Below are 13,217 nucleotides of genomic sequence, written 5' to 3' on the forward strand. Positions count from 1 at the left end.
TTCCCAAAGTCCCGCACTTTCGGCCAGAGTCCGGCACCATCCGAGCGCGCGCCGTGCGCACGACGACGCGGTAGCCCTGCTCGGCCATGGCGCACAGGAGCGGGATAGAAGGACGCTTCAGCGAGAGACCTCGATGTCATAGCTGGCGAGCTGCTCCCTGAACTCCCCCGGGAGCGCGAGCGACCAAGCGGCCTCGCCGAGGCACTGCCGCACCGCCTCGGCATCGCTCCCCGCGAGCCTGACCGCGGGGACGTCGACCACCTCGTCCACCGTGGTCTCGAGCGTGACGCGCGCGCTCTTCGGCCCCGGCGGGCAGCCGCCGAACGCCCGCTGCAGCGCGGCGCGGAGGTACGCGCGATGGTCGAACGAGCTCCCGCTCCCCGTCGGGCCGCCATGGCCAAGGCCGCCCCCGAGCCCCTCGCAGGTGCTGGATCCTCCTCCCGCGCTGCCTCCCAGGCTCAGGGTCATGGGGCGCTCTCCGGGCGCGCTCGCGACGTAGCTCGTCACGGGCGAGACGGCGCCGCCGCGGAAGGCGAGGACGGCCATCTCCGGCTCGGTGAGCGAATCGAGGAGCTCGGAGCCGAACACGAGCGCAGACCAGAGCCGGCCGTGCGCCGGGTCCGGCATGAACACGCGCCGGATGGGCCGCGCCCAGAGCTCGCCGGTCAGCACCGCCCGCGCGACCCGGCCGCGGTGGAGGCGAAGCAGCTCCAGGCCCTTGCCCTCGGGCAGCTGCTCGCCGAAGCCGACCTCCGAGGGGTCGACGCCGGGCAGCTCCACGTCCAGGCGGTCGATGCGGAGCGGGCGAACCCACTCCTCGTAAACGCGGCGCATGGCGCCGGCGTCGCCGGGCCTGGCGCTCGCGCGCGCGGTCCAGACGAGCCCCCCGGTCGCGCGCACCGGGGCGGCGAAGGGGTGCTCGTTGCGCGTGAGGTCCGGCGCGCCCTCGCCGACGACACCGACGTGCACGAGCGCGCCGCTCTTGACGATCGCGCCGAGGCGGCGGGGCGTGAGCGCGGAGCGGGCGCGGAGATCGGTGAGCGCGAGGATGCGGCGGGGGAGGCCCGCGGGCGTCGCGGCGAGCAGGGCGTCTGCGCGGGCGAGGGCGTCGTCGAGGCGGCTGCCGTTGCGGCGGGGGAGGACGAGCGCGTCGAGGTCGGCGGCGGCGCGGGCGGCGGGGACGAAGCGGCCGTGGCGCGGGCGGACCTCGCGGTCGAACGTGAGGACCTCGACGAGGGAGCCGTCGAGATGGGAGAGATAGGCCCGGGCGGCGGCGAGGGCGGCGGCGCCGTCGCGCTCGGGGAGCGAGCGCGAGGCGTCGAGGAGGACGACGACGCGGGCGTTGCGCGGCGGCTCGGAGAGGCGGAGAGGCGCGTCGACGCGGAGCGCGACGAGCGCGCGGCCGCTGCCGAGGGACGAGGAGGAGAACGCGCCGTCGAGCGCGAGCGAGGGGCGCGGGGCGAGGGCGAGGTCGGTCTCGTCCTGCGCGAGCTGGAAGGTGGCGCCGGGGGAGATGGGCTTGCCGTCGAGGAACAGGCGATCTCCGGGGCGCGCCGCGGAGACCACGACGGTGGCGGTGAGGGTCTCGGTCCCCACGCGCGGCAAGGTGAGGTGATGGCGGCCCTCGCGGTAGGCCGTGGGCACGCGGACGGTGTACGCGACGGTCCTTGGCTGGCCGGGCGCGCACGGGAAGGCCTGGAGCGCGAGGAAGCCCTGCGACCGCCACGAGAGGAGCGCCGCACCCTTTGGGTGGTAGCCCGCGACCCCGGTGAGCTCCATGTACCTCGCGGCGGCGGCCTCGGCCTCCATGAGGTCCGCGCGGAACCAGGACGGTCGTCCGTCCTTGAGCCCCAGCGAGGCGAGCCCGGTCGCGACCGCGCCTCGCGGCATGTTGAGCAGGAACAGCGCCTGATCGTGGCGCGGGCCGCCGTTGACGACGGTGCGCTGGACGACGAGCTCGGCGTGCCCGCGGTCGAGGCGAAGCGCAATGCGGTGCTCCTGCTCGACGAGCGCATTCGTCTCGGTGCCCTCGACGGTGTCGAGGCCGTCGGCCCGGGCGCCCGCGGCGGCGAGCAGCAGCGCGGCGCCGGCGAGGACGGCACCGGCGAGGCGAGGGGAGGCGGTCAGCGCGGCCGCGGGCGCCGGCCGGACGGCAGCGCGGCAGGAGCGCGGACGGGGGCGGAAGGTGAACATGCGAGGGGAGCGACACGGCGTCGCTGCGATGGTTCCCGCGCGGGGGGGCGAACAGGGCGCTCCTCGGGAGGGGGTCCACGTCAACCAGCGCGCGCAGCGTGGCTGTACGCGCACGCTACCGGCCGGTGCCGACGGCGCCGACCAGCTTCAGGAACAGAGCTGCATCCAGGTTGACACCGACGAAAGGCATGGGCCCCGCCTTCCATTTCCGCTCCACACCGATCTCCCCCGCCGGCACGCGATCGTTCTCCTCGTAGCCGCCGGTCAGCTCCGGCACGGTTTGCCAGTGCAACCCGACGAGCAGGCCGAAGCCGGGGACGGGCTCGTAGAAAACGCCGGGATAGAGGTGATCGAGCGGCTCCACCAGGGAGATGCCGACCCCTATGCCCAACCCCTCCCAGGAATTCCAGTCACGCTTCCGTTCGATGTTGGTCCCGCTGGGCCGCCAGGCGATGAACGGCATCGGCGGGGCGAGCCCCTGGGTCTCCGCGGACCTCTGGATCACGGGGACCGTCTCTCCCCTCACCGATGTGGAGCGGTACTCCACCTTGGTCGAAAAATCGGCGATCAGCGCGAGGCCGACCGAGAACCGGTAGATCGGGAGCGTGTCGATCGAGATCTGCGATGATTGCGTCTGCCCCTCACCCCGCACCGTGAGCTGCATCCTCGGCGACGCGCAGTGCTTGGCGACGAGCATGCGCACGGCGGTGTTCGCCTGAAGCTGGGCCTGGAGGGTACGGACTTCGCGCGCCGCGCTCGCGGCGTCTTTCTCTGCTTTCAGCGCCTTCTGCTCGTAGCTGTACCGCTCGGCGAGGATGTCCTTCTGGGCGCTTTCCCGCTGGGCGTTCAGCTCCCTCTTGTCGTCATCCGAGATCTCTTTCTTCTTGCTGGACGCGATTCTCTCATTGATGGCTTTGACATTGGTCTGCTCGTCCTGCAGATCGTCTGTCAGCGCCTGATCGCGGCTGAGCTCATCGAGCTTCTCGGCCAGCGCGTTGGCATCGGCCTTCCCCGCGACCGGCGTTGAGAGCTGCGCTGCTTTGGCGTCCAGATCCGCCGCGCGTTCCTGGTTCCTCTTTGCCTCGGCCTTCTGCTCGCCAACCTCCTTGGTCGTCTGCTCGATCTTCTCCTTCTGCCTGTCGACGCTCTGAGGCCCACGACCCAGCGCGTCGGTTCCTTGGGCCGACGCAGCGTTGACCGCGACGATGCTGCCGGCGACCCGGGCCTGATCGGCGTTGCCGCAGGTCGTCAGCGTGAGCTCCTGGATGGGCATCCCGTTCCGGGGGACCACCACGATGACGACCTCGTCGTCCTCGTCGACGCGCTCCAGCGCGAACGGCGAGGCGCCCGTCTCATCGAAGAACAGGATCGCGAAGTTTTGTATCGGGCAATAGAGGTTTCGCGGGATGTCCGTCTTGCCGCTGTCGAGGCAGTCGACCAGCTTCTGCCGCTTGATCCTCTTCTTCGCCTGTTCGTACGCGGCGCTGATCGCCTGAAGGTAATCGTACGCGCTGGCCGCGAGCGTGGAGCGGATGCGGTCGCTCGCGTCGAGCTGGAGGGCTATCCTCGTGAACGCCCCGGCGCTGGTCGTGGAAAAATCAAGCTGGGTCTTGTACCCGGCGCCGACGCCATCGAGCATCGGGACGTCGAAGCACGTGGCGGTGTCCGCCTCCTGTTCCTTGCACTCGGCCGGAAAGGCCTGCTCGCCCTCGATGAACACACTGGTGGTCTTGGTCGGCATGTTGTAGACCGCGACCGCATACCGCGAGCCCTTCTGCTTCCGCGCGAACGTCTTCGGGTGGACGAGGTGCAGCGTGCCGTCGGGCGCGTAGTTGAGCTCGAGCGCGACGGTCCACGTCGGCGGGCCGATCTGGATCGGGCCGGATTTGTCCGCGCGGGTGAGCGCGATCGCTGTCTGGGGGTCGTCCTCGCGCGAGGAGAGCCAGAGCGTCGACGGCCGCTCGTCGTTGACCGGGAGCGCCTCTTTCTCGAGCTCGAAGCACTCGATCAGGTTGGGGTCGCCCACGGCCGCAGCCGGAGGCGCCGCCCCCGCGGGGCAGTCGCTCTTCGTGAGGGGCTCGCGGTTCGCGAGCAGCTCAGCGCCTTTACGGCCGGGGCAATTTCGCCGGACGTAGTAGCTCTCGGCGTCCCCCGCCAGCGTCGCGCCCTTCGCGACGACGAGCTGACCTGTCTTCGCGTCGCAGGAGACATCCAAGAGCGCATAGGCGGGATTCGCCGGCGGTCCGGACGTTGGCGCGGGCTGCGGTGCCGCGTCGGCTCTGGGGGGGGCCAGCAGCAGGCTTCCGCACGCAGCGATCGAAACAAGAGCTATCCCAAACACTCGCTTCATGATGTTCACCGTCCCTCGGTGTTCGCTTCGCTCACCGGCTAGTTCCCGTCACCGCCCGCCTGGCCATCACCACCCTCGCCATCTCCGCCACCGCCACCGTCCTCGCCGCCGCCAGCGCCGCCCTCGCCGCCGCCAGCGCCGCCCTCGCCGCCGCCAGCGCCGCCCTCGCCGCCGCCAGCGCCGCCCTCGCCGCCGCCAGCGCCACCCTCGCCGCCGCCGCCAGCGCCAGCGCCGCCCTCGCCGCCGGCGCTCCCCTGGCTGCCTCCCTCACCACCTCCGCCCTGTTCGCCGTCATCAGCTCCGTCGCGCCCGCAGGTTCGCTCGATTTCCTGGCGGCCTACCGCGATCGGCCGCAGGTTGAAGCCCTCGCAATCACCGGGCTTGCCCTCGTGCGAATACGCCGTGGCGTAGATCGAGACGAGGTCTTTCCCATCGGGCAGCTCAAGCAGGAACGCGAAATCGCGCGTGCCGGCGGCGTCGTTGACGAGGAGCGCCGCGCTCGGGATCACGAGGTTTGCCTCGCCTGCTCCGACGCCTTCGTCCCCGGGACCGCTGCCCCCGCCGCCGCCCGCGCCGTCCGCCGCGCCGCCATCCCCGGCCGCGTCGCCCGCCGCGCCGCCATCCCCGGCCGCGTCGCCCGCCGCGCCGCCACCGCCGCCGGCCGCCCCGGCGCCGTCGCTCGGCGCCTCGCAGAACGTCGGCCCCGGGAGCATGCCCACCGTCGCGCCGTCGGCCCTCAGATAAATAACGACGGGCCTCAAGGGAGCCTCGCCGAGATCAGGCTGGCGCAGCTCCAGAAGCACATAGACGCGCCGCGGCGACTCGGACGAGCACGTCACCTCCGGGAGGATCCGGAGCGTCGGTCGTTCCCTCGTCCTCGGAGACCCGCCGTCGATGCACGAGGAGAGCGACAAGGCGCTCGTGAACAAACAAAGGAGCCCAATAGCTCCCGCCCGGAGCTGTCGGCTCGCGCGCAGCATCGCCATGTTCACCTCATGAGTACAAAATAGCTGGCCACCCGGTAGGGCGCGCGCAGCGCAAAGCCGCTGCACGCGCCCTACCGACCGCCGATTCGTCGCGAAGAGCTTCTTGTCCCCTTGTAAGTCCCGTCCTTGCGGAGGCGTGACCTGGGGCCAGTGTGCTCACGCTACACGGATCGTGCGCGCCTTTCAAGCATTGTGGTGGGCCACCGTTCATCGGTCACGTCGGTCGCGTTGGTCGCGTCGGTCGCGTTGGGCGCGTCGGTCGCGTCGGTCGCGTCGGTCGCGTTGGGCGCGTCGGTCGCGTTGGGCGCGTCGGTCGCGGTTCATCAATCCGAGCTGGCGAAGCGCCTGTACATCGAGTTGGGCGGCGGGGCGATGCGACCCCGAGGGACGGTGCCACGAACCTCGCCGGTGGCGGCGAGGAGGCGCTCGTAGACCTCGGCCGCGCGGTGCGTCTCCTTGTGAACCAGATAGAGCCTGCCCAGCTCCTTCAGCAGGTGGCGCTCCGATTCCAGGTCGTCGAGCTCGTGCGCGAGGGCCACGGCGCGCTCCCCGAGCTCGACAGCGCGCTCTTTCGATCTGCGGAGCATCGCGTAGAAACGCAAAGAGCTCCCTCGTTATCCGGAGCTCCTCCTTCCGGTCACCGAGCCCGCGGAGGACGACCAGGGCGTGCGCATGGAGCTCGAGGACGCTGCGGTGATCCTCCATGCGCTCGTAGAGCCCGATCATCTTGAACAAGATCCGGCGCTCGGCGGGGCCATCGCCGATCTCCCAGCAGATCGCCAGCGCCTGCTGCAGGAACTGCACAGCGGCAGGCGCCTCGCAGTCCGCCATCCTCTCCAGGTAAAACACCTCGGCGCGCCGATATCCCGCGCGGCGGGCGACGCCGAGCACGTGATCCCGATGCTCGAGCGACAGAAATCGGCCGCTCGGTCTCGTCGGGGGACCGGCTGACGCGGCGCTCAGCTGACGCTCTGTCTCGTCGCGGTCTTCCTCGGTCAGACGCGACGCCGCGAAGCTCCGCGCCGCGCGAGGTATGCTGTAGAGCCTCGTCGCCGGATTGTAGTCGAGCATGGCGCAGGCCTGGAGGTCGCGCAGGAGCGCGTGGAGCGCGGGAAACGCGGTGATCGACAGCGCGCGATCGACAGGGAAGAAGGACGAGACGACGCTCAGGCGAGCCCACAGCATCTCATGGACAGGCGCGAGGAGACCGTGGGTCACCCCGAGCGCCGCGTCGACCTGCTCGTATCGACCCCGGGCGTCCCGCAGCCGATCGACGTACGTCTCCGGGGGGCTTTCCCACCCCGCCCGGCCCGCAGATCAGCGGGCCCCAGGGATCCGCATGCTGCATCAGCTCGCCGAGCTCTCCCTCGCGGCCGGTGAAGCTGGGCGGAGGCGCCTGCAGCCGGTGCCGCTCGAGCATCGAGCGACCGCCGAAGCAGCAAATTACAGTCCTGAGCCGTCGCAATGCGTCCGCGATCCGGTCTCGAAGCAGCCTCGCCTCCGCGCGGCGTGGACACCGCGCGAGCAACGCGTCGACCTCGTCCAGGCTGCGCTGGAGAGCGACGCTCATCGGATCAGGCTCCTCCCCGAGGAGCACAGCTCGGCTGACGCTCCCGGGGCGCCGCACGAGGAGCACAGCTCGGCTGATCCTCGAGAGCTCCTCGGCGATCTCGTCGGTTGCAGGCGCGACCTGGGCCATCGAGCACCCCCCTGACGAGCATAGCAGGTGGAGGCCCCCGGGATGCTCCACGGGTTCGGGGCGCCAGGGACGGCGCGCGCTGGATCCGGAGGTGGCGAGGCCGAAGGCGCGGCGCTCGATGCGCTCGGTCGTCTCGGCGAGGAGGCGCAGGTGGCCCTGGTCGAGAGCTATCTCGTCCGACGCGCGGGCCGTGTCCGGGCCGCGGTGGACGACGCGCTGGCAGAGGTGCTTTCGCGTGAGGGGGCGCTGGAGGACGACGAGGCATGACACACGGCGCATCACGACGCCGAGCTTCTTCAACCCCGTCGGATGGGGAAGAGATACCTTCTGGACGATTGATACGTGGCCGATCTCGTACGGGTGAAGCGCCGAGACGACGACAACACCCTGGCGCCCTGGCGGTTCGAAATTCTGCTGGTTTCAGGCGGGTTCAACCCGGTTGTCGCTCCAGCAGGCGCCTTCTCCGATGCACCCCCCTCGGACGACCTTCAGGACAAGCGCTGACGCCGGCGCCGAAGGACGAGCGCAGAAGCGACCAGCGAGAGAGCGGCGGCGAATCCGCCGTGCCCAGCGCTCGCGCCCGTCCGGCAACCGCACGAGCCGTCGGCGTCGGCGCCGTCCGCGCCGTTCCCACCCGAGCCGCTGGCAGCCTGCGTGCTGTCCCCGCGACCACCAGCGCCGGCGGCGTCGCCACCGCCGCCCGCTCCACCGGAGGGATCGGCGCTGCCGCCGCTGCCCGAGCCAGCGGGGTCGGTCGTTCCGCCGGTGCCTCCGGCGACCGAGCCGCCGCTGCCCGACATCGTGCCCCCGGCGCCGGCGCTGCCGCCGGCGCCGCCTCCGCCGCCCTCGCCATCCGGCGTGGTGGGGCCGGTAAACCGCCACCAGTTGAACTTGAAGAGGTCGCCGCCGCCACCGACGAACTTCAGGAACAAGTCGTGTTTCCCGCTGCCCCCGCTGACCGTGCAGGTCTTGGTGGTCCAGGACGACGCGCCCGAGACGTCACACGTCCCGAGCAGCGTGCCGTTCTGGCTGTCGAGGCGGAGCTCGATCTTCGCGTCGCCGGCCGCGGACGACACCCGAGCCTCGAAGGAGGTCACGCCGTCCAGGAAGTCGACGTTCTTCACCTTGATGTAGTCGCCATTGCTGATGGACGTGACGTTCATGCCGCCGCCGGTGTCGGTGCACGCCTCGGTCTTGAGACCGGACGAGAAGGCGATCGTCTCGGCCTCGACTTGACTGAACGGATTCAGCGTGTCGACGGCGGACGGTCCGTTCGTGGACATCGTGATCTTCGGGATGCTGCCGTCGGCCCCGTACGTGAACTCCTCCACGCAGACCGAGCGCTTGAAGTCACCGCCGCCCGGCAATGCGCTGTTGTGATAGAAGAAATACGAGTGCCCCTTGTAGTCGACGATGCCGGCGTGGTTGGTGTAGGTGCGCCCGGCGTCCATGATGTCGCCGCGGATGCTCCAGGGCCCGGTCGGACTGTTGCTGGTCGCGTAGCTGATCTTCTCGGTCCCGGAGATGGCGGCGTAGACGAGGTAGTACAGCGAACCTCGCTTGTAGAGCCACGGCCCCTCGGTGAAGCCGTTCAACGGCACGTTGGTGATGCTCCCCGAGGTGCTGATCATGTCCGAGTTCAGCTTCACGTACCGGAGGGTGCCGTTCCCCCAGTACATGTACGCCTGTCCATCGTCGTCGACGAACACCGTCGGGTCGATGTTGCCGGATCCGGTCGCGGCCAGCTCCTTTCCCAGCGGGTCCATGAACGGTCCTGCCACGTTGTCCGACACGCCCACGCCGATCCTCGCGCCGGTGGCGTTGTTCAGCGGCACGTAGAGATAGTACTTGCCGTTCCTGGCGATCCCCTGCGGCGCCCACGCGTCGCCGGTCCCCCAGCGGAAGGTCCTGTAGCTCGCCACCGAACCGTGGTCCCTCCAGTTGACCATGTCCGTGGTGGAGTAGAGCCTCCAGTCGTTCATGGTGTAGAAGTTGTTCACCGAGACGTCCTCGTCGTGGGACGTGTAGAGATACAACGTGCCTTCGTGCACCATGGGGGCGGGGTCGGCCGTGTAGAAGGTCTGCACGATCGGGTTGTCCGCCCGAGCGGGGGACGGAAGCGCGGCGCCGATGGCCAGCGCCATCGCCGTAAGGGTCATTCTTCTTGCTCGGTACCACGTTGTGATCAGGCGCACGTTGAATCCTCTCGCGAGCGAGTTGCTGGCGCCCCGCACCCCTGGTGCTGACTCGACAAAGGCGCCCATCCAATGGGCGGATAGCCCGCGCAAAGGCGCGCAGGACGACCTACCCAGGGCAAAGCACAAGTATACCCCCTTCGAAATGTGAACGATCACATTTCTGATGTCAAACCCAATCGACCGGCCGGAGCGGGATGCTCGATCCCGGAGGGAGGACGACGCTGGCGGGCTCCTCCGGAGCGCCGCGTCACCCGGGGGCGGGCGCCGGACCGCGGCGATCGCTGGCCCGATGCGCTCGATGCCGACCTGCGCAGGGAGGGTCGGCGCTCGATGGCGGCCTTGCGCAAGGACGGCTGGCGCCCGATGCCGCAGGTTGTGGGCGTCCCAAGTGTCGCCTCTTACGCGCGGCGACTGGAGCGCGCGCTCCGCGCCAGGAGCTCGGCCCATCCTCGGCCGATCTGGATTGACGTCGCACCTGTGAACGTTCACATTTGGGGCTGTGATGGGGTAGTCGAGCTTGCCCTTCACCGGACCAGGAGACGCCAATGTCGATGAGCATCAAGCTGATGGGGGCCATGATCATGAGCGTCAGCATTGGCTTTGCCGGCGGCTTTGCGGTCGGCTTTGCTGGCGCAGGATGGGCCGCGGGCGGGACGGCGGACGTCCCCGCATCGGTCGAGGTGGATCGCGATCTCGAAGGAAGGCGCTGAGAGGGCCAAGAAGGGCGATATCGACAGCGCCAAGGCGAGCTGCAAGGCACCATCGGTGCGGCTCCTCGAGCCTCGCGCGGATGTACACCCCAGAGCCGAGCCGGCGCCCCTCGGGCGCGGCTACTGGATGGGGAAGAGGGTCGATACCTTCTGGCCGCCTGATACGTGGCCTACCTCGTACGGGTGAAACCCGAGCACCTCGAACTGCTGGTTGGTGCGGACATTGCCGAGCGACACGTACCGCAGGCCGTTCATCCCTGCCGCGTAATAAGGAAGGAAGGGCTGTTCGCCGCCGATGGAGTTCCCGACGAGCACCAGGCTCTGGCCAGCTGCTGGAACGGCGACGCCGATGGGACGCGCGAGCAGACAACCACGGATGTTGAGCAGCGCGCCGCCGTTGGTCCGGATGGACAGGGGGGGATGGCTCGGATCGGGGTCGGGCTCCGACGCGGCGACCTTGCAGCCGTCGATCGTGACGGGCGTGGGCGCGCTGGTCCCGGAGGCGAAGACGAACCACCCGGAGTGCTCGCTGCGGACGTCGCGCACCGAGAACGCCCCGCCAGGGGTGAAGCTGAAGTCGATTCCGTTGTAGCCGACCGAGCCGCCGTACACGCTCACGGAGTTGGCCTCGACGGCGAGCAGGCCGGTTTGATTGTAGGCCATCGACACCATGTCGAAATTGATGTTCAGCGTGTTGTAGTCCCGGAGCAGCACGCCGATGTCATTGTAGCTCGCCTCCAGGTTCACGAACTTCAGCTCGCTGTTCGCGACCTGAACGCCCGGGCCTACCTCGCCCACCTGCATCCCGATGTGAAAATTGCGCAGGTTGACGTTCCGCCAGAACGCCGTGTGCCCCCGGGTGCCGAAGCCCGTGCCGGTGAGGAGGAGGCCGGTCCCGGCGCGATTGGCGTTTGCGGGGAAGCTCAGCCGATTCTTCTGCGGATCCGGGGTGCCCGTGGAGGGCAGCTTGTTCAACAGCTCGAAGTTGCCGGCCTCGTAACGCGAGTGATTGTGGACCTTGATGGCCGGGCTACCGTCGATGATGGGTTGTCCGTCCGGCCCGCGAGGGTCCCACTCCAGCCTGGTGGCGCTCATGCCCGCCCCGAACAGCGAGACGGCACCGTCGAGCTGGATGGTCTTCCCCAGCTTGAAGACGCCGGGCCCCAGCCGCACCACGGCGGCCTTGTCCGGCGGGGACGAGGCTCCGCCGAGGGCCGCTTGAATCTCTGCCTTGGCCCTGTCGATCGCTTCCTGGATCTCGATGTCGGTGTTCTGGCCAGGCGTGGGCCCGGACGGGCGTCACCTGGTGGGACGGCCACCGCGAGGAGGTTGACTTTCGGAGCGCGGTTGGATCTCCTGGCCCCACCATGGGAAGCATTGTCGACGCCGCGGTGAAGACCTACATCGACGCGGCGAGCGAGCGGGATCCAGAGAAGCGGGCAGCGATGCTCGATGCGTGCTTTGCGGCTGACGGGCGCGTCGTCTCGCGCAGCCGCGAGATCCGAGGGCGAGCAGCGGTCGCTGACGAGATCGCGAAGCTGCTCGAGGATCCGCTGCTCGTGCGAGTCCGCGTGCTCAGCGTCATCGACACGGGGAACACCACGTTTCGATTCCGTTCGGTCGTCGAACGTAGCGATGGCAAGAATTTCGAGTTCTTCGACGCAGGAGAGGTAGACCCTGCGGGCCGCATCTCGCTCCTGCTCACGTTCGCCGGCCCTCTACGTGACGCTGCGGACGCCTGACGAACGGCCGGTAGAGGCCATCTACCTGTAACACGGCGGGTACGACTCGATCTCATCGCGCTGTCGTTCGCCTGCACCCGGTGAATGCCGGCAGCCCCGGTCGTCCTTCGCTCGGGCGCGCAACACCGCGTCGCGCTCTTGAGCCCGCCGCCTCCGGCGCAGGCCCCCCAGCGCCGGGCCTACGGCTGCTTGTCGAGATAGTAAGTCCTGCCGTCGAGCTCCGACAGGCTCTTGAGGCGGAGGATCGTCGCGTCGGCGGGATCGAGCGTCACGGTGTAGGGGTAGACGGTGAGCTGGTTCTGGCTCCCTCCCAGGTTGGCGAAGCACTCGTCGCCGGTGCAGTTGCACACGTTGTAGTTGGGCAAGACGCAGAGCTCGAGGCGACCGCAATCCACGAGCTTGTCTTCCTCCAGCGTGTGGCCCGCGTAGCAGCCCGGCGGCACCTCGCAGGCCGACCTGCTGCTGATGAAGGTGTAGCGCCCCTCGTCGTACATGCAGGCGTGGCAGTGGCGCGAGTACGGGGAGGGGACGGGCGTCTGCGCTGCGCACCAGCCCTCCCACACCTCGACGACCCAGATGTGAAACGACATCTCGCCGCCGCGGCCGCTCTCGGCGACGACGGAGTACCTGAAACCAGGGTGGATCTTCAGGTGATCGAGCCCGAAGAGATCTTCGGCGTCGTTCGCCGCCCTGTTCGTGAGGTAGAGCTCGTCAGGGTCGGACATCGGAGGGAGGTCCGTCGGTTCCCCGAAGAGGAGCGTGCCCTGGCCCTGCGCGTCGAGCACGAGCTCGACGCGCTCGGGGCCGCTGCCGATCACCCAGGTTCCTGCGAGCGGCGCGACGGCGAGCTCCGCGCCCTGGAGGGCCGTGTCGTGCTCGGCCTTCAGCACCGCCCCGATCTCCTGACACTGCTCTTCCGACGTCGGTTCTCGCTCATCGTCGCTCTCCACGCCGCCCGGACAGAGGTCGGGCGGGATCTCCTCTGTCCCGCCCGCGCCCGTCGCGGTGGTGTCCCCGCCGCCCCCCACACCGCTGGCGGCTGGCGGGGAGCCGCCCGTGCCCGTCTCGGTGGTGCCTCCGCTGCCCGTTCCCGTCGCGGCGGTGGTGCCCGGCGGGGAGCCGCCCGCGCCCGTCCCGGGCTCGGGACCACCACCGCCGCTGGACTCGTCGCCAATCTGGAGCACCATCCCGCAGCCGCCGACGAGCGGCGCGGTCGCCGCAAGCGCGGCGAGAAGGAAGAGGTTCGCGGCGCGCGCCGGCAGCGAGGCGCGCGAGGAGAAGCGGTTCGACATGGGTCATCTCCATCGAAGGGACCGCGTCGTGCGGTCACCGGGTACGT

Annotated in this window: 12 protein-coding genes; 5 read left to right on the plus strand and 7 right to left on the minus strand. The window is 69.6% G+C overall.

Annotation, left to right across the window (positions count from 1 at the left end; genetic code table 11):
- Positions 1 to 117 precede the first annotated feature (117 nt).
- From WMF24_RS11765 to WMF24_RS11780, 4 genes are all read right to left on the minus strand, one after another.
- Positions 118 to 2,193: a hypothetical protein gene (locus tag WMF24_RS11765; RefSeq protein WP_437736487.1), complete on the minus strand. Its 2,076-nt coding sequence runs from the start codon at positions 2,191 to 2,193 to the stop codon at positions 118 to 120.
- Between the two features lie 115 nt (positions 2,194 to 2,308).
- Positions 2,309 to 4,552: a hypothetical protein gene (locus tag WMF24_RS11770; RefSeq protein WP_437736488.1), complete on the minus strand. Its 2,244-nt coding sequence runs from the start codon at positions 4,550 to 4,552 to the stop codon at positions 2,309 to 2,311.
- A 29-nt stretch (positions 4,553 to 4,581) separates the two neighbouring features.
- Positions 4,582 to 5,457: a hypothetical protein gene (locus tag WMF24_RS11775; RefSeq protein ID WP_437736489.1), complete on the minus strand. Its 876-nt coding sequence runs from the start codon at positions 5,455 to 5,457 to the stop codon at positions 4,582 to 4,584.
- A 395-nt stretch (positions 5,458 to 5,852) separates the two neighbouring features.
- Positions 5,853 to 6,131, minus strand: coding sequence for a hypothetical protein (locus WMF24_RS11780; RefSeq protein ID WP_437736490.1), 279 nt, complete (start codon positions 6,129 to 6,131; stop codon positions 5,853 to 5,855).
- Between the two features lie 70 nt (positions 6,132 to 6,201).
- On the opposite strand from WMF24_RS11780, the gene WMF24_RS11785 reads away from it, so the two are divergent.
- From WMF24_RS11785 to WMF24_RS11795, 3 genes are all read left to right on the plus strand, one after another.
- Positions 6,202 to 6,480: a hypothetical protein gene (locus tag WMF24_RS11785; RefSeq protein ID WP_437736491.1), complete on the plus strand. Its 279-nt coding sequence runs from the start codon at positions 6,202 to 6,204 to the stop codon at positions 6,478 to 6,480.
- Positions 6,481 to 7,270: 790 nt separating this feature from the next.
- Complete coding sequence (locus tag WMF24_RS11790; RefSeq protein WP_437736492.1) at positions 7,271 to 7,495, plus strand: hypothetical protein; 225 nt, start codon at positions 7,271 to 7,273, stop codon at positions 7,493 to 7,495.
- Positions 7,496 to 7,570: 75 nt separating this feature from the next.
- Positions 7,571 to 7,732, plus strand: coding sequence for a hypothetical protein (locus WMF24_RS11795; RefSeq protein ID WP_437736493.1), 162 nt, complete (start codon positions 7,571 to 7,573; stop codon positions 7,730 to 7,732).
- Here WMF24_RS11795 and WMF24_RS11800 read toward each other — a convergent pair.
- A complete protein-coding gene (locus WMF24_RS11800; RefSeq protein WP_437736494.1) occupies positions 7,717 to 9,387 on the minus strand; it encodes a glycoside hydrolase family 43 protein in 1,671 nt (556 codons plus the stop codon). The two genes, WMF24_RS11795 and WMF24_RS11800, sit on opposite strands and share 16 nt — an antisense overlap.
- A gap of 590 nt (positions 9,388 to 9,977) precedes the next feature.
- Between WMF24_RS11800 and WMF24_RS11805 the strand changes: the two genes are divergently transcribed.
- Positions 9,978 to 10,136, plus strand: a complete 159-nt coding sequence (locus WMF24_RS11805; RefSeq protein WP_437736495.1) for a hypothetical protein — start codon at positions 9,978 to 9,980, stop codon at positions 10,134 to 10,136.
- Between the two features lie 120 nt (positions 10,137 to 10,256).
- On the opposite strand, the gene WMF24_RS11810 is transcribed toward WMF24_RS11805, so the two are convergent.
- Positions 10,257 to 11,312, minus strand: coding sequence for a hypothetical protein (locus WMF24_RS11810; RefSeq protein WP_437736496.1), 1,056 nt, complete (start codon positions 11,310 to 11,312; stop codon positions 10,257 to 10,259).
- Positions 11,313 to 11,503: 191 nt separating this feature from the next.
- Here WMF24_RS11810 and WMF24_RS11815 point away from each other — a divergent pair, with 191 nt between their 5' ends.
- Positions 11,504 to 11,878 (plus strand): nuclear transport factor 2 family protein, encoded by a 375-nt coding sequence (locus tag WMF24_RS11815; protein WP_437736497.1) that lies wholly within the window; start codon positions 11,504 to 11,506, stop codon positions 11,876 to 11,878.
- A gap of 179 nt (positions 11,879 to 12,057) precedes the next feature.
- Here the strand turns inward: WMF24_RS11815 and WMF24_RS11820 are convergent, their stop codons facing one another.
- A complete protein-coding gene (locus WMF24_RS11820; RefSeq protein WP_437736498.1) occupies positions 12,058 to 13,170 on the minus strand; it encodes a hypothetical protein in 1,113 nt (370 codons plus the stop codon).
- Positions 13,171 to 13,217: the final 47 nt, after the last annotated feature.

The sequence above is a fragment of the Sorangium sp. So ce1335 genome, from assembly GCF_051521615.1.
GTDB lineage: Bacteria > Myxococcota_A > Polyangia > Polyangiales > Polyangiaceae > Sorangium.

Excerpts from the sequence above, each read along its gene's own strand:
- WMF24_RS11765 (WP_437736487.1), bottom strand. The coding sequence starts at position 2,193 with ATGTTCACCTTCCGCCCCCGTCCGCGCTCCTGCCGCGCTGCCGTCCGG.
- WMF24_RS11785 (WP_437736491.1), top strand. The coding sequence starts at position 6,202 with ATGGAGCTCGAGGACGCTGCGGTGATCCTCCATGCGCTCGTAGAGCCC.
- WMF24_RS11790 (WP_437736492.1), top strand. The coding sequence starts at position 7,271 with ATGCTCCACGGGTTCGGGGCGCCAGGGACGGCGCGCGCTGGATCCGGA.
- WMF24_RS11800 (WP_437736494.1), bottom strand. The coding sequence starts at position 9,387 with ATGACCCTTACGGCGATGGCGCTGGCCATCGGCGCCGCGCTTCCGTCC.
- WMF24_RS11805 (WP_437736495.1), top strand. The coding sequence starts at position 9,978 with ATGAGCATCAAGCTGATGGGGGCCATGATCATGAGCGTCAGCATTGGC.
- WMF24_RS11815 (WP_437736497.1), top strand. The coding sequence starts at position 11,504 with ATGGGAAGCATTGTCGACGCCGCGGTGAAGACCTACATCGACGCGGCG.
- WMF24_RS11820 (WP_437736498.1), bottom strand. The coding sequence starts at position 13,170 with ATGTCGAACCGCTTCTCCTCGCGCGCCTCGCTGCCGGCGCGCGCCGCG.